This is a genomic window from Aestuariivivens sediminis (genome assembly GCF_022662105.1).
Lineage (GTDB): Bacteria > Bacteroidota > Bacteroidia > Flavobacteriales > Flavobacteriaceae > Aestuariivivens > Aestuariivivens sediminis.
Window position 1 is genome coordinate 757,187 of sequence record NZ_JAKMCP010000002.1, and the last position, 20,224, is coordinate 777,410.

15 protein-coding genes are annotated in these 20,224 nt (G+C 39.7%); 5 read left to right on the forward strand and 10 right to left on the reverse strand.

The genetic code is table 11. The annotated features are described in order from the left end of the window. Window positions 1–5: 5 nt before the first annotated feature. From MR054_RS07520 to pdxA, 4 genes are all read right to left on the reverse strand, one after another. Window positions 6–998 carry a beta-ketoacyl-ACP synthase III gene (locus tag MR054_RS07520; RefSeq protein WP_242157257.1) on the reverse strand — a complete coding sequence of 331 codons (993 nt, stop codon included), beginning with the start codon at window positions 996–998 and terminating at the stop codon, window positions 6–8. 180 nt (window positions 999–1,178) lie between these two features. Further along, window positions 1,179–1,382 carry a 50S ribosomal protein L32 gene (gene rpmF / locus MR054_RS07525; protein ID WP_242083456.1) on the reverse strand — a complete coding sequence of 68 codons (204 nt, stop codon included), beginning with the start codon at window positions 1,380–1,382 and terminating at the stop codon, window positions 1,179–1,181. Window positions 1,383–1,388: 6 nt separating this feature from the next. Beyond that, window positions 1,389–1,931 carry a YceD family protein gene (locus tag MR054_RS07530; protein WP_242157258.1) on the reverse strand — a complete coding sequence of 181 codons (543 nt, stop codon included), beginning with the start codon at window positions 1,929–1,931 and terminating at the stop codon, window positions 1,389–1,391. A gap of 73 nt (window positions 1,932–2,004) precedes the next feature. After that, window positions 2,005–3,051: a 4-hydroxythreonine-4-phosphate dehydrogenase PdxA gene (pdxA, locus tag MR054_RS07535; protein ID WP_242157259.1), complete on the reverse strand. Its 1,047-nt coding sequence runs from the start codon at window positions 3,049–3,051 to the stop codon at window positions 2,005–2,007. A gap of 139 nt (window positions 3,052–3,190) precedes the next feature. On the opposite strand from pdxA, the gene MR054_RS07540 reads away from it, so the two are divergent. The 5 genes from MR054_RS07540 (at window position 3,191) to MR054_RS07560 (ending at window position 11,086) form a co-directional block, all read left to right on the forward strand. Beyond that, the gene (locus MR054_RS07540) at window positions 3,191–3,784 is read left to right on the forward strand and encodes a riboflavin synthase (protein ID WP_242157260.1); all 594 of its coding nucleotides are present in this window, start codon (window positions 3,191–3,193) and stop codon (window positions 3,782–3,784) included. 825 nt (window positions 3,785–4,609) lie between these two features. After that, window positions 4,610–5,560 (forward strand): NmrA/HSCARG family protein, encoded by a 951-nt coding sequence (locus MR054_RS07545; protein WP_242157262.1) that lies wholly within the window; start codon window positions 4,610–4,612, stop codon window positions 5,558–5,560. Between the two features lie 57 nt (window positions 5,561–5,617). Then, window positions 5,618–6,739, forward strand: a complete 1,122-nt coding sequence (locus tag MR054_RS07550) for an alpha-L-fucosidase (RefSeq protein ID WP_242157263.1) — start codon at window positions 5,618–5,620, stop codon at window positions 6,737–6,739. A 55-nt stretch (window positions 6,740–6,794) separates the two neighbouring features. Then, window positions 6,795–8,426 (forward strand): alkaline phosphatase D family protein, encoded by a 1,632-nt coding sequence (locus tag MR054_RS07555; RefSeq protein ID WP_242157264.1) that lies wholly within the window; start codon window positions 6,795–6,797, stop codon window positions 8,424–8,426. A gap of 293 nt (window positions 8,427–8,719) precedes the next feature. Then, window positions 8,720–11,086 carry a glycoside hydrolase family 88 protein gene (locus MR054_RS07560; RefSeq protein ID WP_242157265.1) on the forward strand — a complete coding sequence of 789 codons (2,367 nt, stop codon included), beginning with the start codon at window positions 8,720–8,722 and terminating at the stop codon, window positions 11,084–11,086. Between the two features lie 329 nt (window positions 11,087–11,415). Here the strand turns inward: MR054_RS07560 and MR054_RS07565 are convergent, their stop codons facing one another. The 6 genes from MR054_RS07565 to MR054_RS07590 form a co-directional block, all read right to left on the reverse strand. Next, the gene (locus MR054_RS07565; RefSeq protein ID WP_242157266.1) at window positions 11,416–12,345 is read right to left on the reverse strand and encodes a sialate O-acetylesterase; all 930 of its coding nucleotides are present in this window, start codon (window positions 12,343–12,345) and stop codon (window positions 11,416–11,418) included. A 191-nt stretch (window positions 12,346–12,536) separates the two neighbouring features. After that, window positions 12,537–14,045, reverse strand: a complete 1,509-nt coding sequence (locus tag MR054_RS07570; protein ID WP_242157267.1) for a glycosyl hydrolase family 28 protein — start codon at window positions 14,043–14,045, stop codon at window positions 12,537–12,539. Between the two features lie 311 nt (window positions 14,046–14,356). Further along, a complete protein-coding gene (locus MR054_RS07575) occupies window positions 14,357–15,061 on the reverse strand; it encodes a hypothetical protein (protein ID WP_242157268.1) in 705 nt (234 codons plus the stop codon). Beyond that, complete coding sequence (locus MR054_RS07580; protein WP_242157269.1) at window positions 15,061–17,292, reverse strand: T9SS type A sorting domain-containing protein; 2,232 nt, start codon at window positions 17,290–17,292, stop codon at window positions 15,061–15,063. Before MR054_RS07580 ends, MR054_RS07575 begins: the two co-directional genes overlap by 1 nt. Window positions 17,293–17,436: 144 nt before the next feature. After that, complete coding sequence (locus MR054_RS07585; RefSeq protein ID WP_242157270.1) at window positions 17,437–18,636, reverse strand: glycoside hydrolase family 27 protein; 1,200 nt, start codon at window positions 18,634–18,636, stop codon at window positions 17,437–17,439. Window positions 18,637–18,661: 25 nt separating this feature from the next. After that, window positions 18,662–20,209, reverse strand: a complete 1,548-nt coding sequence (locus MR054_RS07590; protein ID WP_242157271.1) for a RagB/SusD family nutrient uptake outer membrane protein — start codon at window positions 20,207–20,209, stop codon at window positions 18,662–18,664. Window positions 20,210–20,224: the final 15 nt, after the last annotated feature.

Consider the following 20,224-nt stretch of genomic DNA (forward strand, 5'->3'; position numbering starts at 1 on the left):
GTAGTTTAATTATAGGCCCATTTTAAATAAATGGCTCCCCAGCTAAATCCGCCGCCAAAAGCGGCAAAGATTAAATTGTCTCCTTTTTTAAGTTGGGTCTCATAATCATTTAATAGTAATGGCAAGGTAGCCGATGTGGTATTCCCATACTTATGGATATTGACCATTACTTTTTCTTCTTCTAATTCTATGCGCTGTGCGGTAGCATCAATAATACGTTTATTGGCCTGGTGGGGTACAAGCCAATCGATTTGATCTTTGGTAAGATTATTACGTTCTAAAACTTTAACAGTGGCGTCAGCCATATTGAAAACCGCATTTTTGAATACCGTTCTTCCTTCCTGGAAGGCATATTGTCCACCCTGGTCTATGGCTTCATGGGTTATGGGATATAAAGACCCTCCATAGGTTGCTTGTAAAAACTCACGACCCGTACCATCGCTTCTTAAATATTCATCTATTAGCCCCAAATGTTCTTCATTGGGCTCAAAAAGAACGGCGCCCGCCCCGTCTCCAAAAATGATGCAAGTCGCCCGGTCCTTATAATTAATAAGGGAAGACATCTTATCGGCACCTATTAACAAGACATTTTTATATCTACCGGATTCAATGTAACTTGCCGCTACGGACATGCCATATAAAAAACTGGAGCACGCCGCATCCATGTCGAAGGAAAATGCATTTGTTGCCCCAATTTGAGAAGCTGTAAAGGCAGCTGTTGAAGCAGCTTTCAAATCTGGTGTCGCTGTTGCGACAATAACCAGTTCAATCGTTTTTGGATCGATTCCTTTCTTGTCAATAAGGTTTTGAGCGGCTTGAATAGCCAAAAAAGAGGTGCCTTTGCCTTCTTCCTTTAAAATTCGGCGTTCTTTAATCCCTGTTCTTGTGGTAATCCATTCATCATTCGTGTCAACCATAGTTTCAAGAATTTGATTGGTTAACACGTAATCCGGTACATAAGCACCCACTGCTGTAATTGCCGCGGAGATTTTACTCATAATTTTAGAGTTAAATTGACCAAAAAATCGAAAAAATTGACCAAAAACATTTAAAATTTGTGAAAACTACTAAATTTTGGTGTAATTCTACACAAAATTATGTGTTTTTGTGACTCGATGAATACACTTCATAAAAAAAACGCTCACAAGTGAGCGTTTTCAGGCAGCCATAAATACTATTTATGCTAAATTTTCTATCTCTTCGGATTTGTCAATTAATACTTGTCCTCTGTAGTATAATTTTCCCTCATGCCAATGTGCTCTATGATACAAGTGTGCTTCTCCTGTAGTAGGACATGTAGCAATTTCTGGCGCAGTTGCTTTATAATGGGTTCTTCTTTTGTCTCTTCTTGTTCTTGAGATTTTTCTTTTAGGATGTGCCATTTTATTCTATTTATCCGTTAATAATTTCTTTAATGTATCCCAACGAGGATCTATTTCTTCATCGTTGGTTTGCCCATTTTTATTAAGCTTAGGGCTCAATTCTTCTAATTTTTTAAGTATGTCTGAATCTAAAGTGCCATCCTTTACTCCGGGATGAATACGCTTAATAGGTACAGCCAATACAATTAATTCGTAAATATACTGTTGAATATTAATTTCGTATTCCCCATGCGGTATAATCAGGATATCTATATGCTCATCATCAAATTCATTTCCAAATTTAACCACCAAATCAAAACCGGTATTAATATCCTGATCATAGGGCTCATTGGTGACATCACAATTAATATTGACGTCTCCAGAAACTTCAAAATGTAACTCAAGCAATGTTGTTTTCTTATTCAAAATAACATTAACCTTAATATTCACATCATTAAAGTCCTCATACTCAAAATGTTCAAAGAACGCTTTATCAATCTTATATTCAAAAAGATGAGTCCCATTTTTTAACCCCACAAATGGAATTGTAAACTCACTTAAAGACTTCATTATCACATCTATTTTGAGCCTGCAAATATATAAATTTTTATTTATGGTACCTTACTTATACGCATTTTTTTGTTTAGCCTTTTTTCGAGCCTTTTTTTAAAGGATTCGCACTAAACTCTTCATATTCACTTCTGTTTCTAAAGATCTTGATAGCCGTAAACAAAGCTTCTTTAAAAGAACTCTCATCAGCAACCCCTTTTCCTGCAATTTCATAGGCTGTTCCATGGTCCGGCGATGTTCTGATTTTGTTCAAGCCTCCCGTAAAGTTAACGCCTTGACCAAAGGATAGGGTTTTAAAGGGAATGAGCCCTTGGTCGTGGTAAACTGCAATTATGGCATCGAAGTTTTTATAATTATCCGACCCAAAAAAACTGTCGGCCGCATAAGGCCCAAATACCAATTTACCCGATGCTTTAATCTTTTTTAAGGTTGGTCGCATAATGGCATCATCCTCATTGCCAATGACTCCATGATCTCCCGTATGCGGGTTAATCCCCAAAACTGCAATTTTAGGGGTATTTATCCTAAAATCTTTTTTAAGGGATTCACAAACAATAGATATCTTTTTTTCGATAAGCTCCGGGGTAATATGATGCGCAATGTCCTTAAGGGGAACATGATCGGTTAACAATCCCACCCGTAAATTATTGGCCACCATAAACATTAAGCTCTCCCCATCTAATTGTTCTGCCAGATAATCGGTATGTCCCGGAAAATTAAAGGTATTGGATTGAATGGTGTGTTTGTTAATTGGTGCGGTAACCAAAACATCTATATTCCCATCCTTCAGTGCTTTGGTAGCAGCCTCAAGAGATGTTATCGCGTACGTTCCCATATTAACGTCTTCTTGACCAAAGTTAATATCCACGGCTTCTTTCCAGCAATTAAACACATTGAACTTACCCTGTTTCATGTGCTCCAAATCATTGATGGCATTGAAATGGATCGATGTATTAAAATGCGTATTTAAAAAGGCCATAACTTTTGATGAAGCGAAGACCACAGGAGTGCAAAGCTCCAGGCTTCTTTCGTCTTCAAAGGTCTTTAAAATAATTTCACCTCCTATACCGTTTAAATCCCCTATAGATATGCCAACAATTATATTTTCTACGTTCTCCATTAAAAATGATACGTTTAATTTATGTTTCTCTGTAATGACTTATTCATACACCCCCTTTTCATATCCCGTTTAGGGTATCAAATAAAAAAAATCATGTACTTTTGATGGTGCAAATTTAACCAAATAAACATACAATATTATGTTCACTGGAATAATTGAAGCCATTGGAACCGTAACACGATTGGAAAAAGAAAAAGACAATCTTCATATTTCTATTGAAAGTGGCCTGACTTCCGAATTAAAAATAGACCAAAGCGTTGCGCACAATGGAGTGTGTTTAACTGTAGTTAAAATACAGGATACCGTTTACACCGTTACTGCCATAAACGAAACCCTGTCCAAAACAAACCTAAAACATCTCTCTGTTGGCGATAAAATTAATTTAGAACGCGCCATGAAATTAGGTGATCGCCTGGATGGACATATCGTACAGGGCCATGTCGACCAAACCGCCAGATGCACCCATATAGAACAGGCTAATGGCAGCTGGATTTTCGCTTTCGAATACGACACTGCATATAATAATATTACCATTGAAAAAGGATCCATAACGGTTAATGGGGTAAGTTTAACCGTTGTGAATTCGCAGAAGGATACCTTTAGTGTGGCTATAATCCCCTATACCTTTGAACATACCAATTTCAATACCTTTAAAATAGGTTCGGAAGTGAATTTAGAATTTGATGTTTTGGGGAAGTATGTGGCAAAATTAGTGTCCGCTAATACGCTATAAAAGACATTCAATTGTTTTTATACAAGACCCTTATTCCATAAAAAAGACCACATGCCAGAAGAATTAAAGAATTGACCCCAACGGGTAATCCTGGACCAGGTGTAGGTGGTGGTGGGGGTGGTACATCTTTTTGTGCCATACATAACACACCTATTAATAAAAATAAGGTGAAGGTTAATATTCTTTTATTCCGTAGGCTCATGGGGATGCTAATCTAAAAAAAAAATACGCTTTAACTTATACATTCTATGTCCATTTGATAAAAATACACATACAAATGTTTTGGAATGTCGATTAAATGCAACTTTTTTTAACATTTTAGTCGACATCAATGTAAGCTATTAAGAAAAAATCCCTTGCTTATACGTTAAGCTTAGCAAATATATATAATTAACTTTAGTTTCTTCAATGGGAACTCCATGGTAATCCATTAAATCAAAAAAAACTGTATTAGCAATAATGTATATCCTTCCGGAATGATCTTTAAGGGGAGGAATTCCAATGGCATGAAAAGGAAGGAATGTAAATCATGTGCCTCCCCCTAAATGGCTGCGGGTGGAATGTTTGAGGTTCGTTCACCGATTGAACCCCTGGTATTTTTTCTATGTTCTGATCAGCACGAGTACCATGCTTCAAGCTAATACGCGGAATATAATCCGCTGTATTCTTAGAGTCACGTTATTTTTTATTAAATTAGTAATCCAACTTTTTGAGTAACCTACCTGTTTATAACATTAGCCCCATCCGTAATTTGAAGTGCAAAGGTTGTCAAGCCCCAATCTTAAAATGAGACAAAAATAAAAGTCGAACATAAAAAAGAAAAAAATGACAAACAAAAAAATCATCACCGTATTTGGAGCAACAGGGGCTCAGGGTGGCGGACTTGTTAGCGCCATTTTAAACGATAAGCAATCCGACTACAGCGTCAGGGCCGTTACCAGAGATGTCCATTCTGAAAAAGCAAAGGCACTTGAGCAAATGGGTGCCGAAGTGGTAGAAGCAGACATTAACGATATAAAAAGTATTGAACAGGTCTTGAAAGGGGCGTATGGAGCGTATTTTGTAACCTTTTTTTGGGAACATTTTTCTGCCGAAAAGGAATATCAACAGATAAAAAACTTTATAGAGGTGGCGAAAATGTCGGATTTACAACACATTATTTGGTCCACTCTGGAGGATACCCGAAACTGGGTGCCCCTGGATGACGACCGCATGCCAACCCTTCAGGACCATTACAAGGTCCCCCATTTTGACAGTAAAGGTGCGGCCGACAAACTTTTTGTAGAAGCCGGTTTGCCGGTTACATTTTTGAGAACTTCATTTTATTGGGATAATTTCATCCATTTTGGCATGGGACCCCAAAAAGGTGAGGATGGAAATTATTATATCGCCTTCCCTATGGATGATAAAACATTGGCAGGCATGGCTGCTGAAGATATTGGCAAATGCGCTTATGGTATATTCAAGAAAGAGGATGCTCTCATTGGTAAAACCATTGGTATTGTAGGTGAGAAGTTAACCGGAACGGACATGGCTGCCAAACTGTCTAAAGCATTGGGCGTTAATGTAATCTACAATGCCGTAAGCCCGGAGACCTACCGTGGTTTTGGTTTTCCCGGAGCAGACGATTTAGGTAATATGTTTCAATTTAAGCGGGATTTCAATGACGATTTTAATGGCGCGCGTGATGAAGCCTTATCTTTGGAACTCAACCCTGAAATGCAAAATTTTGACCAATGGCTTTCCAAATATGGATCTCGTATCCCTATTGATTAATCCATAAGAATGATAATGTAATCTATAACATTTTCGAATAATGAAGTGAATGACCTGTTGAAACACCCCTTTAAAATTCAAGTTCTAAGTATTGCCGTGTTCGTTTTAACGGGATGTAGTACCCAACACACCAACATCCCAAGTTATTTAAAGGACTATAAAGACGCATACAAAGAAGATCCCAGAAGTGCAAATCTTCTATGGTTTAAGAATGCCAAATATGGCCTGTTCATCCACTATGGTTTATATAGTCTTTTGGAAAAAGGGGAATGGGTTCAATTGCGGGATACGATTCCATTATCCGAATATGACCATTTAAAAAACACGTTCACTGCCGAACATTTTAATGCCGATGCCATCACCAATCTGGCACTGGATGCCGGAATGAAATACATCACCATAACCTCAAAACATCACGATGGATTTTGTTTGTTCCGCACCAGGGCCACCGACTTTAATGTCTTAAATACACCTGCCAAAAGAGATTTAATTGGTGAACTCTATAGGGCCTGTGAAGCTAAGGGACTTGGTTTATTTTTATACTATTCGTATGGTGCAGACTGGAAGCATCCTTATTTCTACTCCCGTGATAGCGGATGGCATAACGCAAGACCGGCCTACAAGACGCCGCCCCCCGAATACAAATTTAAAGAGGATGCCGATTTTAAAGGCTATGTCGATTTTGTACATACCCAAATTAAGGAGCTACTTTCACAGTATCCCAATATTGCCGGCATTTGGTTCGATCCCATTATGGGCTATTATCATCGTCCCGATTTATTCCCTATTGACTCTACCTATGCCTTAATTCGAAACAGGTCTCCACATGCCTTGATTTCATTCAAACAAGGAGCCAATGGCGAGGAGGATTTTATGGCTCCTGAAAGGGGTGGAAATGCTAAAGTAGGGCAGCAATTTGATGTGGCAAAAATAGCTTACGAAAAAAATAAATATAAACCACGGGAGATATGCAATACCCTGCAACCCCATGCCTGGGGTTATAATAAAAGTAAAGATGGTCTTCATAAATCGGCAGACGATATCATTGCTATGCTTGACGAAGCCAACAAAATGAATGCCAATTTATTGTTGAATGTCGGGCCAAAAGGTGATGGTTCTTTTCCTGAAGAAGATGTTACGGCCTTAAGGGAAGCCGGTAAGAGATTACTAACTAATTAGATCGTTGCCTATTCCATAGAAAAGCACATTGTTACAATAATTCAAATCCCATCTGATGAAACATCTCCAATACCTTTTATGCCTTGTTATTTTTAGCTGTTACTCTTGTAAAAATAAATCTCCAAATAAGAACACTGACCTGTTAATACCCCCGGTAGTAGCTCCTTTTACGGGAATTGACACCATTGCAACAAATGACTGGTGGAATAGGAAGCCTAATAAAATTATTGACGTTAAAGTGAAAAGAGAAGACGTTATAGCATTTGGTATTTATACGGTTCACCAAAACACTCTTAAACTAACAGCTCAATTATTTCCACTTTATCCCTATGAAACAAGGACGGTACGTCTGGAAATTTACAGAAATGGCAGGTGGCAAGAAATACAAAAAAAACAAATTGACGATATAGGATGGTCGGCCCTATTCCGTATTGAAAACTGGGATCACAGCAAGGACGTTAAGTATAGAATACGGCATGGCGAACAGGCTTCTTTTGAAGGGATAATTAGAAAAACCCCTGTTGAGAAAAAGGAGATTTTATTGGCTGCTTTATCCTGTAACAGTAATAAAGATAGAGGTGGGAGGGAAAATTATGTAAGGAACATCAATTATCAGGATCCCGATCTTGTGTTTTTTGCCGGAGACCAATCCTACGACCATTCCGAGCATACAGCCGCGTGGTTAAAATTTGGTATGCAGTTTAGGGACGTATTTCGCCATCGCCCGTGTATTACAATTCCCGATGATCACGATATAGGTCAAGGAAATCTTTGGGGTGAAGGCGGCAAGAAAGCATCCACCCGTGCAGGTGATGACGGCGGTTATTTTTTCCCACCGGAGTATGTGAAAATGGTCGAAAAATGTCAAACCGGACATTTACCCGACCCTTATGATCCCACCCCTATTGATCAGGGTATAGGAGTCTATTACACCAACTTAGTGTTAGGTGGAATAGATTTTGCGATCATTGAAGATCGAAAGTTTAAATCGGGACCCAAAGGAAAAATTCCTCAAATAGGTCCGAGACCGGATCATATACGAGACCCTAATTACGATCCTGAAAGTGTCGATATCGAAGGCTTAAAGCTACTTGGGGAAAGACAACTTAATTTCTTAACAACATGGGGGACTCAACACAAGGATCATGTCAAAGTAGTGCTGTCCCAAACCGGATTTTGTGGAGGTGCTCACATCCATGGAAACATAACCAATCGGCTTCATGCAGATATGGATTCAAACGGATGGCCTCAAAAAGGAAGAAACAAAGCATTAAGGTCCATTAAAGCTGCCCATGCCATACACATTGCTGGCGATCAGCATTTGGCTACGGTCATTCAACACGGAATTGATGACTTCGATGATGGCCCCTGGGCCTTTGTTGTACCGGCCATAGTCAACAACTATTATAGCCGATGGTGGTGGCCGGAAAATGAAAAAAGCGGTCCGAATTCAAATGGCGTGTTGCCATGGAATGGTCAATATTTAGATGGATTTCACAATAAAATTACCATGCATGCCTATGTAAATCCGGATCAAGCCTCAGAAGGTTCGGGTTATGGTCTCATTAGGTTTAACAAGGAAAATAAGGAGGTCACCTTCGAATGCTGGCCCAGAGATACTGATGTTTCCATTGAGGGCGCTAAGCAATTCATGGGGTTTCCTATTACCATAAAAACGGATTTATAAAACGCTATGTATCCCAAAGATCGTCATAAAGAACAAAACACTTTACCATTTATCTTAAACCTAAATCATATGGTTTCTTGTTCAAAAAAATGATGCCAAGAATGAAGAAAATAGAGGAATAAATAATCAGGTCACATTAACCTGGTCTTGCAAATATTTACCTATCTTTAGGGCTATTCTGACCATTTATAGAGGTCATAAATCGCATTTAATTTATGTTTTTAACCAACCAAGCAATGCATCCAACTTTATTCATACTGTCTTTTGTCCTCGTCTTTATCAGTTGTCAAGAGATGAAAACCTCAAAAGAGGTGCCAGTACCTAACCCTAAAGAGGTTTTGGCCCTGTCCGAAAAGGTGGCTAATTGGCAAATCGAGACCTTTGAGGACATGGGCAAATATAGAGCATTACCATCTGATACCATTGGAAAACCGTGGCATAACAGAAAAAAGCATCATGAGTTGGACTGGACCTGTGCGGCCCTTTATGCCGGGATGTTCGAATTGACGAAGGTATCTCATTATCCGAAATATATGAATTGGCTCGTTGGCATTGGAGACCAAAATAAATGGAACCTTCATAAACGGATGTATCACGCAGATGACCATGCCGTGGGGCAACTTTATCTCAGTCTTAATCAAAACATCCGCTTAAAAACCATAGCTTCCATTGAACCCACCAAAAGGCGATTCGATTCCATCATGCAGAGTGAACAGGGGAAAGAATACCAATGGGATTGGTGCGACGCCCTCTTCATGGCACCCCCGGTTTGGGCCAGATTGTCCAAGATCACCAAGGACAGTACTTATTTGGAGTACATGGATACCCAATATAAAATGACCTATAATGAGCTTTGGGATCCGGAGGAACATTTGTTTTACAGGGATAAATCGTTTTTGGATCAAACGGAAAAAAATGGTAAAAAGATCTTTTGGGCACGAGGCAACGGTTGGGTATTTGGAGGTTTGGCCTTAATGATTCCCGACTTACCAAAAGATTGGATGGGCAGATCATTTTATGAAACCTTATTTGTTCAGATGGCCGAGAAACTAAAAGAAACCCAAAGGGAAGACGGCACTTGGTCCGGAGGTATTTTGGGCAACACCGCAGACTATCCCACGATTGAAACCAGTGGAACAGCCTTTTTTACTTTTGGTATGGCCTGGGGTATTAATAATGGCTTTTTGGATAAAGCGACGTATGAACCTGTTTTGTTTAAAGCATGGCATGCCCTTTCAAATTGTGTAAATGAAGACGGGATGTTAGGATATGTACAGCCCATTGGTGCCGCACCGGGTGAAAGTTTTAAAGACTATACTGAAGTATATGGTATTGGGGCTTTTCTGGCTGCAGGGTCTGAACTGTATACCTATTTGAACAGGTTTCATCCCTTGGCAAGGGATGGCCAATACCAAACGATTATGGAAGACGGGGGTTGGTGTTGGTACCAGGATCCCAGAGCTATTATTAGTCAAGGAAAATTGTTAATAGCCGGTTTGAGTGGGACAAGCGGGGATGCCCGTATTGGGGTTTATGATTTGGAATCTGAAAAACTGGATAGTACTATCGTACTGCATAAAAACCTTGAAGCAGACGATCACAACGTGCCGGCGCTTTATCAAAGACCGGACAATAGTATTCTAGCAGTATGGGCAAAGCACGGTTCAGAAAAGATCCATTATTACCGTATTTCAGAACCGGATAATTATTTAAGTTGGGGTGATATCAAAACCTATGAGCACGTTTACGACCATGAGAATGGTGTTACCTACATGAACCTGTATTATTTTGAAAATGAAGGTAAATTATACAACTTTTTTAGGGATGGATTAACGTTTAATCCGGCATTTATTGTTTCTAAAGATCATGGTGAAACTTGGGGCAATCGTACGCATTTCATAGCTAATGATATTGAGGGCTATCAGCGACCTTATCCCAGATACAGCCAAATAGATCCTGGGACCATTGGCATATCCTACACCGACGGTCATCCCCGTCAGTTTGGTAATAATGTCTATTTCGTTGCGTTTAGTGATGGTGCATTCTATAAGGTTGATGGCACTCTGATAAAGCCATTAAGTAAAGGGCCCTTAAGGGCTTCGGAAGGAGAAAAAGTGTTTGCAGGCAGTGATACCAATGAAAAATCCATTGTTACAGAAAGTGTTCCTTATAGTGCCTGGACCTGTGCCATGGCAACAAACGGTAACCATTATCCTCACATAGGTTATACCTTATATCTGAATGATTCCGATCACCGATACAGGCTTGCTTCTTGGGATGGAGAGGCTTGGCACGATCGAGAAATAGCCTATGCCGGAAAATGTTTATACAAGGTGGAAAGCAGTTATACAGGTCTTATGGCTCTGGATCCCGAAGATCCCGGAAAAGTCTATATTTCAACCGATGTTGATCCCTCAACAGGAAAGGATCTGGGGGGTGTTCATGAAATTTATGAAGCCACCATCGCACAGGATGACACTATAGATACCATTAAGTGGAAGGCCATGACCTCCAATTCAAATTACAGAAATATCCGCCCCATTCTGGTGGCCAACGAAGGCTATAAAGTATTGCTTTGGCTTAATGGCCCCTGGCATAACTACACGGATTATGATGCTAATGTTCTTGGCGTTATACTGGAAAAACCAAATTCCGTTTGAAGACTTTTACCCCTTATTTTAAATGACTTCCAAAGGTCCGGTAATAGGTCTAGTGGTAAGATAAACATCCAACCTTTTTTTAATGGAAATGCTTTCTTTGTATTTCCCCGATCAGAAATCACCTATTTAGATTTAATCTCATAGTGATGGCGTTAGTATCCATCCTCCATAGGGTCTACAATGAACTTCCATTTTTCATGGAGACCTATGTTTTCTCGATGAGAAACACGGGTATTATTTTGGGCCGGTAATTCCTGTAGTATTCGAGATAACAAAAACTGGAGGGGCTTCAGAAAACAGTGTCTTTGAAAACTGTATTTCTGATTTAATCAAGGGGATTGTTTTGCCTTATCAAGACTATAGATGGCTTCTGCAAATTTAATTCCCAAATCTATATATCCATTACTATCATAATGCCAAGGGTCGGAATATTGATAATTCTTTGTATTTCTTACAATGGCCGCATTTCCATCCTTTCTTACATACACCTCTTGTGCGTCTTGAATTAATTCACCATATCTCCAGGTTTTTCCATTATTATCTAAACCTGAATCAGAAATTTTACCTATCACCACCGGAAGATCATCATCACGAAAAGTAGCCCGTATCAGATCCATAAGACGCTTTAGATTAAAATAATACCGAAGGGCTATGTCTTTAGTTAGGACGCCATCACTCTCACCTTGCATCCAGATGATACCACATGGAACCAATACATCTTCGATGCCATTTTTATCAATGTCCCTAACTGTCATGGCCCCATTAACTGCTGTCAAAAAGTGATCGAACTGATTTATCCCATTGGCCCCTGAAAAATCCATTTCCCAAGAACCGAAATGTCGTGCTGCAAGACTATCAATGGAAGACCCTCCTCTAGCATATTTAATCAGGGCAATTTTTTCATTGGGATACAATTCCTGTAATGCTTTACCAAAAGACAGCTCAGCTCCAAATTTATTGGAGTATGTGTTTTGCACACCATCTGAATAAAATCCTGCACCGTTTCCAGGTTTGAGCTTAGCCCATTTCCCTAAACCACCATTAGGGTCTTCGTCACCGATTGGGTATCCATGAAAGATCCATACCCGATCATTTGTGGCTTTAAGGGTGTCCGGGAGCTCTTGGTTCAGACCATGCCCTTCCATATTGGATTGACCTCCGAGAAAGTAGAGTCGAACCCTCTCCTTTTCTATTATTTTGTTTTGTGCTATGGATAGCATATGACTCATAATGAAAATAAGAAGAATACTCTGTCGCATTTGTCTTTTTTTATAGGCCCGGATTATCATTAAAGAGGACACAATAATATCAATTCAAAATCTGTTTTGAGTCCAATTTATACATTTTTGAACACTACACTAAAATAATTAAAGTATAACCGTAGTAATTAAATTTATGGTTAATGAAATAAATACGTCTTTAAGATTCCTCATTGGTCTGATTTCATTCTTCACTTGTTTTTAGAATCTATGAACTGTATATTCTTCGTGTTCCCATCAATCTTCACCTGCGTTGCGTTTTTATCCAATACTTGACCAAACCAGTTAATGTTCTCCAAGGTGATATCGGTGACCATATGGTCTGTATCCGCACCAACAATCCATATCGGATACCAGCCTTCTTTTTTTTTACCGGTTAAGGCTATATTTTTAAAATGCACCTTGCTGATCTTTCCCGGCACTTGTCTTTTCATATATTGGTTAATAGTAGGCTTTAAACGGATTAATTCAAATGTTCGTTCACCACTCTGCTTAGGATAATCGGCATAGAGCCTTACATTTTCAACAAATACATTTTCAATAGACATCTCTTCTCCTGGTTCCAAAAGAAAGGGACTCATATTAAAATGTATAATATCTAAATCCCTTAAAGTAATGTCCCTCATAAATGATGCACGACTTTCGTGACCTAATAGAAAAACGCGGGCTCTGTCACTCCAGAGAATACAGTCTTCGACTATGATGTCTTCAATATTGTCGTTATTAGAACCCCGTTTTATACCTTTCATAGCGATGCAATCATCATCAGTACGTATAAAACAATCCCGAATATATACGCTTTGTGAATTACAAGGATTAATGCCGTCATCATTAGGGTTTTTGCTACAGACTAACTTGATATTGGTGATCTTAACAGAATCGCAATTGTACATGGGTATGGTCCAACTCCATGCCCCCCTTAAGATAATATCTTCGATAATAACCTTGCTGGCATTTCTTAAACCAATCATATTTCCAGGTCCCTTTCGCCATTCCCAATCGTTACCACACAATATGCCCCTGCCCATTATTTTTATGTTATCCCCGGAAGCATCCACGCCAGCTTTAACGATAGCCCCTCCTGCAATATAGAGCGTTTGACCTGTTGAAAGCCTAATCTTTTCGGGCTTATGAAGCCCGGGTCCAAAGTATATGACGTTGGGGTCCCCTTTTTCTGGCGGATCAATCTCCAGCGGATTAGCAAAAATCAATAGGGGTTCGAGCCTGCCTGTTGGTTCAATAGACAGTTTACATGGTTTGCGTATTGTAAACGTGGCTGTGTTTCCATCTATGTCCGGTTTAATGCCACTTGATAAAGGACGCACAACCAGATGGTCCAATGGTTTATTCAATGAAGTAACTTTGATGGTGACTTCGCCTGAAAAATCAAAATAACAAAACGAGTAAGGTCCCCCAACATCTTTGGGGTTCAAAGTCCAGGCCGGACGATTTTTTATTGTGGCAATTTCCGCCAGATAAATGTCTACCGATTTACCATTAACCTCTACCTTATAATCCCTGGAACGTATTTCATTTGGTGGGGCAGGATAAATAGTTAGCCTTGTGTCTTCTTCTTTTTTCTGACATCCATTTTCTATTATCTGAGTAACAGAAGTGCTTTTAAAACTTTCCTTTTGTGCCGGTAACCCTAAAATAGATAAATAGACCACCCCCTGAAAAACAATCTGTAATGCTTTCATTGCTCATGTATTATGTATTCTTTCGTTCTGGCATCCCTTCCTCGATTTAGTCAATTAGGTGTTAATTCGTTTACTCCTTTAAAAAAGGGAAGCCTCATTACTTCCCTTTTTTCGGCTAACTCAAAACATTGAGATAAAAACTAAACAAACTACTAACTATAATCTTAAAAATATTTATTTCATTTTATTATTGTGACATTTATTTGTTGTCTTAGGCTTACCAACTAGGTGATGCTTTATTCTTTATAGCAATTAAAGTCTTCACCAGGATGGTACAATATAACAATGAACGAATAGGTATGTTATCCCAATTATTCCACACTAAATTGAAATATCTGGGATTCTGAACTATTGTTTTGATTGTCTTTGGTAATTATTCTCCAATAATAGGTATTGCCTCCACTTACGCTTACTGAAAAATTGGAATCACTCGTCGTTGTTATCCTAGTATTGGGAGGAGTCGTCACATCAAAATACAAGTCGAATTCCTTGATATCATTATCCACGTCTTCGGCGTTCCAATCGAGAAGCACACTCGTTGTTCCGGTACTTAACTTCGCATATAATAAAGGGGCCACCAGTTCCGCCGGAAAAGGAGCGTAGGAGGACTCTGGATCCCCCGCATTGTAAAACTTCCACGTATTACTTTGGGCCGTTTGTGTGGTCACATTCTTAGAAATGACATACCAGGAATAGGGCGTCCCCCTCAAAAGGGTCACGCTTATTTGAGAGGTCGAGGTATTATAATTTTCAATGGATTGCGTCTTTAAATTCTTTATAAATAATTGATATGAGCTTGTGTTATTGGCATCATACCAATCAAATGTAATGGTGCTTTCTGTACTGGATACATTAGAGCCTTCGGTACATTCTGAGTTGTTGCCGGGAAAAATGAGATTCGCTGCTCCTGGAGGTTCTTCAGTTTTTGGATCAGGATCACTGCCGCCGCTACTGCAATTAAACCCACAAATGCAAACCATAAAACTTCCGATAATATATAGAATAGGCTTTTTCATCAGTTCTTGATCATTTTTAAACTTTTATTTTTCAATTCAGACAAAATATTTAAAATATAAACACCTTTAGAAAGCCCGGAAACATTAATGTTTAAACGGGGTGTATTGGCATTCGCACTGTATACTACATCCCCCAAAAGGGATACTATCCTCACAGAGACCGTTTTGTAATCCCATTCACCGAAATAGATAGTTAGGTTATCCGAAACAGGATTAGGGAACAAGACCATCTCATTTCCATAAAAAATGATTTCTTCATATTCTCCCTGACAACTCTGATTGGTTTCTACGTTAAGCCTATTTTCCCCATACCTCAATTGAAGCTCAATACTTGAGGACGTAGTTTCTTTTGATATGCCATTTAAGGATACCCGGTAAGTGTCACCCCCTGTCATATATAAAGCCACTGAACCCTTATCCGTATTCACTTTTGACAAAACGGACAGGTCTTCAGGTTGGTTAATCGTGATATTAAAACACTGTTCAAAATTGGGCTGATCTTCTATGGTAATACAAATTCTATAATCGCCCGCTGCTAAGTCCGGTTTGGTAAGGGAAGTTGTAAATGGGTCCGTACTGGTAAATCCATTACCACTAACAACAGCGGTATAGTTTAGGTTTCTTACGGCATCTATTTCTATACTTCCGTTATTTTTGTTTCTACAGGTTTCATTAATGGCTTCTATTTTAAAATTTGTAACCGGTAAAGCAAAGTTTTCTGCTATAAAAGACCATGCCTGCAACTCGTTACACACGTTGTAATCTGCGGTTACTACATTATCTGAGGAGGCACTCTCTCTCCCCAAAGCCTGAGTTAAACAATGTTTTGGTCGTAAAACAAAATTACCGTTAGTCAATTGCTCTACCTTCCAAATCTGACTCTCACTTGTATCATCAGCCGTTGCACTTAACACCTGGCTTCCATCTGCACAACTGGAATTCTGAACATCCAATCTTCCGCCACAGCAGGCATGTGTAAACCTGTATTCATTATTCCCCAAATGGCTGACATCCCATCGTTGATCTTCGAAGGTATCCGGAAAAACCAAAACCCCATTAAAAGAACTGGCACCAGTGGCGGCTAAGTTTTTATTGTTAGAGGGGCTTCTAATAGCATATCTGCCGTCAGACAACAATTGACCTGTAGTTTCCAAAAGACCCTTGTTAAACGTAAGGGTTCTGTACGTCAACGTACGCCTCCCATCAGACTGAAAATTATTACCGTAATATAAGGTTACAGTTTGGCCTCCCTCAGTACTATTGGTACCGACAACAACGGGATACCATGTTTTGGAACCTTCGTCCAATAATAACTGAGGCACCTCCCAAACTTCACCGTCGTCACTGGCAGAGATGTATAGCTTTTCATTCCAACCATGATAAATCATAATAAATTTATTGAGGTAAGTATTCCAATGTACAGATGGATTGGCCCCAGGCCTGCCGGATAGTCCATCTATCGGGGAATGAAATCCTCCTATACCGGGTTCGGAAAAGGCCCCGTTGTACCATTTCATCCAGGTTCCAGGGGCACCTGCAGGATCCTCAGAAATTGCCATACTCAGATTGACACTGCCAAATACTGGCGTGAAGTAACAATAGTATCTATTTTTCAAGTGATTATAGATAACACAGCCATCCCCTAAGCCTGACCACGCGGGGGCTTCCGGTTTATCATAGAAATGCTTCAGAATCAACTCCGGTGTCCCCCATGTTACGCCATTATCATTGGAATAGGCCACGCCAATGGATTTGTATGCTATGCCCCCATTGGTATTACGAGGATACCAATGGGACTCCGCATGAAAAAATCCTGCAAGCCTACCATCGGCCAACTTCCTAACACCAATAAACCACATGCCTCCATCGTTAAATCCGTTCGAGGTCCCGTTATTAGGTTCCCGTCCGCCAAAAACAGCACTGGCAGGGTCTAATTGCCCTACATGATTTTGTAATAGGGGCGAATTTGAAACACTGCGGTAATTTTCGAACATAGCCCAGAATGCATAATAATTGGAGTCAATCTCCAGGACACTAATACCTCCATCCGGAAAATACCCGCTTATAGCACCAGGGAACATAGATTGACTTATGGTTAATGGGTTATCATCGAGTGTAAAGGACCAACATTGACCAATAGATTGGTTTGAAAACAAGACCATCAAAGGCACGAGCAATATGCCCAGGAAGCACTTTAATTTTGATTTATTTTGAAAAGTTGATATCATCATGTTGTACATCTATAGGTTAACCCTATTTTAATAATAAATTCGAAACAGAAATTACACATAAAGGGGCTAAAAGATTTATGTGAGTTATTCCTAATTAGAAACTACTTCATGGGACATCTCCTAAAATATTAGTGATCATCCTCATTAAGGGGTTAAATTTACTTTCCCTTTATCCATTCCGGTCAATCTTATCATTTTTGCACCATGGGAAGGGATTACTGCATTAAATCCATATTTGAAGTACCCTAAATTCTTGTGTTTCCATAAGTCCCTGACCATGTAACTGGACGTTGCCAGTTCAGGAGCTATCATTTCCCATTGTACAGCCACTTGCTGACTACCTGAGGCACGGTTAAATAATATGATGCAATAATCGCCATTGTATAAATTTTTGCACCAAACCTCGGTATCACCACTATCAAAGATTTTATATCCTTGTTTGCCAAGCCTGTCCTGGTTTACGGCGATAACTTCCTTATTGGTAAGAATTTCAATGGTTCTAGCATCCATATTTCTCAAATCGTTACCCGCAATGAGCGGGGCATTTAAAAGAGCCCAAAAGCTAAAATGAGCTTGATATTCTGTATTGGTTTGTCTTCCATTACCCACTTCCAACATATCAGGGTCATTCCAATGGCCCGGTCCGGAATAGCGTTCAAGACCAACTTGTTTGTCCAATATAATACTCCACCCTAGGAAGTTGCCCTCTATTTCACCATCGTACCAGTCTCTAATATCATAAGTCGTGCGCCATAAATGGCCAACAGTGGCAGCCCAGGTCCATGGCTTGCTCAATCCCCATTCACATATACTAAATACCATGGGACGCCCTGCTTCCCTGATGGCTTCACTCATAGTGGTATACGCCGATATGGGTTCAATACCATCAGTAAAACACCAATCATATTTTAGGTAATCAACCCCCCAATCGGCATACGTTTTGGCATCTATAAGTTCCTTGCCGTGGCTTCCCGGACGTTCCTGGCATGTTTTGGTGCCTGCACAGGAGTAAATTCCAAATTTTAGTCCCTTACCATGTACATAGTCTACAAGTGCTTTAATGCCTGATGGAAAACGTTCGGGATCAGCTACGATTTTTCCATTTGGGTCCCTTTCAATTTGCCAGCAATCATCAATTACAATGTATTGGTATCCAACCGCCTTCATACCCGATGACACCATCGCATCTGCAGTCTCTTTTATTAGCTGTTCACTAACATTACAATTGAATTTATTCCAACTGTTCCAGCCCATGGGCGGGGTTTGTGCGAGATCTTCAAACTTTTGGGCATATATAAAACTTATACACACAGTGAAAACCAGTGTAAAAACATATTTAATCATCCGTTTTGTTTATATCAATAATTTATTAATAGCCTTCATTTTGGGTTAGTACACCGTCACTTATTTGTATTTGCGATTGTGGAATCGGGAAAAGCACATGATGTGGCTGTATATTATTTGCCGCAGGAGATCGGTCTAAAGATTCCGGTGAATTTATACTTTTCACAGCATCAATCAATTTGCCAAATCTTACCAAGTCATGCCATCTGTGTCCTTCATAACAAAGCTCAAATTTTCTTTCGTCTAAAATGGCATTTTGAAAAGCATCAAATGATAAACCATTGGGCAGATCGGCCATGGCACTTGGCATATTCATGTCTACGCCAAACCCTCTACGTCTTATCATATTAATAGCTTCATAGGCCTCTGCGTTCGGTCCGCCATTGCTTCTGTTTATTGCTTCTGCATAGGTTAATAGGATATCCGCATAACGTGTTAAAGGGAAATCGAAAGAGCTTTGCCATTCGAACCAACCTGTTCCTCCAGGCCTATCTTCCGGATTGGGCGCATGCCGCCATTTAAAGGCATATTTATTGCCATCATTAGTAGGGGTTGTGTTACCATCGGCATCAATAATCCGGTAGTCTACAACATTATAGTCCCTTCTTAAATCGTTCGGATTGTAGGACTCGTAATGTTCGTTGAAGGTTCTAAATATGTTATAGGTACGGGCAAACGCCCAGTTTCCCGGAATACCATCCCAAGTACCCACTTGACCCCCTTCACAATTGCCACAAAAGGTAAATTGCACACTAAAAATATATTCACTGGCATATTCATTCTCCAATTTAAATACGTCTTCATAATTTGGCAATAAGGCATACAGGCCACTATCTATGACCTCTTTGGCTTTTTGGGCTGCTAAAGCTGCTGCACTTTGATCCTGAAGTGGGAATCCTGACATTTGAAGATATGCCTTAGCGAGGAAGGCTGTAGCAGCATATCGTTCGGCTCTTCCATTTTCATTACTAATAGGCAGTAGTTGCTCTGCAGCATTAAGGTCTTCTATGATCTGGGCATATACTTCCGCAACCGTTGCCCTTTCAAAATTAACTTGTGAAATGTCTGTTACCTCCTCTGTAACCAAGGGAACACCACCATAATATCTTACCAACTGAAAATAATAGAAGGCCCTTAAAAAACGGGCTTCTCCTTCGATTCGGTCTCTTTCAGATTGAGAAATGTCTATATCGCCTGCACGGTCTAATCTTGTAATAACCGTATTGGCTCGGGAGATCCCTTTGTATTGAAATGCCCAGACCCTATCCGGTACCTGTGATACGGAGGTAAAGGTATAATTAGACAGTTCAACCCCATATTGTGCAAACGATCCTACAATGTAACCTTCGTCGGTTCCTGCACGTCCCATACAAAGCAAACCCCTGAAATAAGTGCCAAAACCAGAATCGTCCTGATGGTTACCTAATATATCGTAGGCCCCTGTAAGGGCAAGATCAAAATCGACTTGAGATTGAAAGAAATTAGAAGTGGAAATATTATTTTTTATTTCAACATCAAGTGCAGAATCACAAGAAAATATCATGAGAACTGCAATAAATAAAGCTTTTTTCATTTTTTAGAATTTTTT

Excerpts from the sequence above, each read along its gene's own strand:
- MR054_RS07560 (WP_242157265.1), top strand. The coding sequence starts at position 8,720 with ATGAAAACCTCAAAAGAGGTGCCAGTACCTAACCCTAAAGAGGTTTTG.
- MR054_RS07530 (WP_242157258.1), bottom strand. The coding sequence starts at position 1,931 with ATGAAGTCTTTAAGTGAGTTTACAATTCCATTTGTGGGGTTAAAAAAT.
- pdxA (WP_242157259.1), bottom strand. The coding sequence starts at position 3,051 with ATGGAGAACGTAGAAAATATAATTGTTGGCATATCTATAGGGGATTTA.
- MR054_RS07520 (WP_242157257.1), bottom strand. The coding sequence starts at position 998 with ATGAGTAAAATCTCCGCGGCAATTACAGCAGTGGGTGCTTATGTACCG.
- MR054_RS07570 (WP_242157267.1), bottom strand. The coding sequence starts at position 14,045 with ATGAAAGCATTACAGATTGTTTTTCAGGGGGTGGTCTATTTATCTATT.
- MR054_RS07590 (WP_242157271.1), bottom strand. The coding sequence starts at position 20,209 with ATGAAAAAAGCTTTATTTATTGCAGTTCTCATGATATTTTCTTGTGAT.
- MR054_RS07555 (WP_242157264.1), top strand. The coding sequence starts at position 6,795 with ATGAAACATCTCCAATACCTTTTATGCCTTGTTATTTTTAGCTGTTAC.
- MR054_RS07580 (WP_242157269.1), bottom strand. The coding sequence starts at position 17,292 with ATGATGATATCAACTTTTCAAAATAAATCAAAATTAAAGTGCTTCCTG.
- MR054_RS07585 (WP_242157270.1), bottom strand. The coding sequence starts at position 18,636 with ATGATTAAATATGTTTTTACACTGGTTTTCACTGTGTGTATAAGTTTT.
- MR054_RS07540 (WP_242157260.1), top strand. The coding sequence starts at position 3,191 with ATGTTCACTGGAATAATTGAAGCCATTGGAACCGTAACACGATTGGAA.
- MR054_RS07575 (WP_242157268.1), bottom strand. The coding sequence starts at position 15,061 with ATGAAAAAGCCTATTCTATATATTATCGGAAGTTTTATGGTTTGCATT.
- MR054_RS07565 (WP_242157266.1), bottom strand. The coding sequence starts at position 12,345 with ATGCGACAGAGTATTCTTCTTATTTTCATTATGAGTCATATGCTATCC.
- MR054_RS07545 (WP_242157262.1), top strand. The coding sequence starts at position 4,610 with ATGACAAACAAAAAAATCATCACCGTATTTGGAGCAACAGGGGCTCAG.
- rpmF (WP_242083456.1), bottom strand. The coding sequence starts at position 1,382 with ATGGCACATCCTAAAAGAAAAATCTCAAGAACAAGAAGAGACAAAAGA.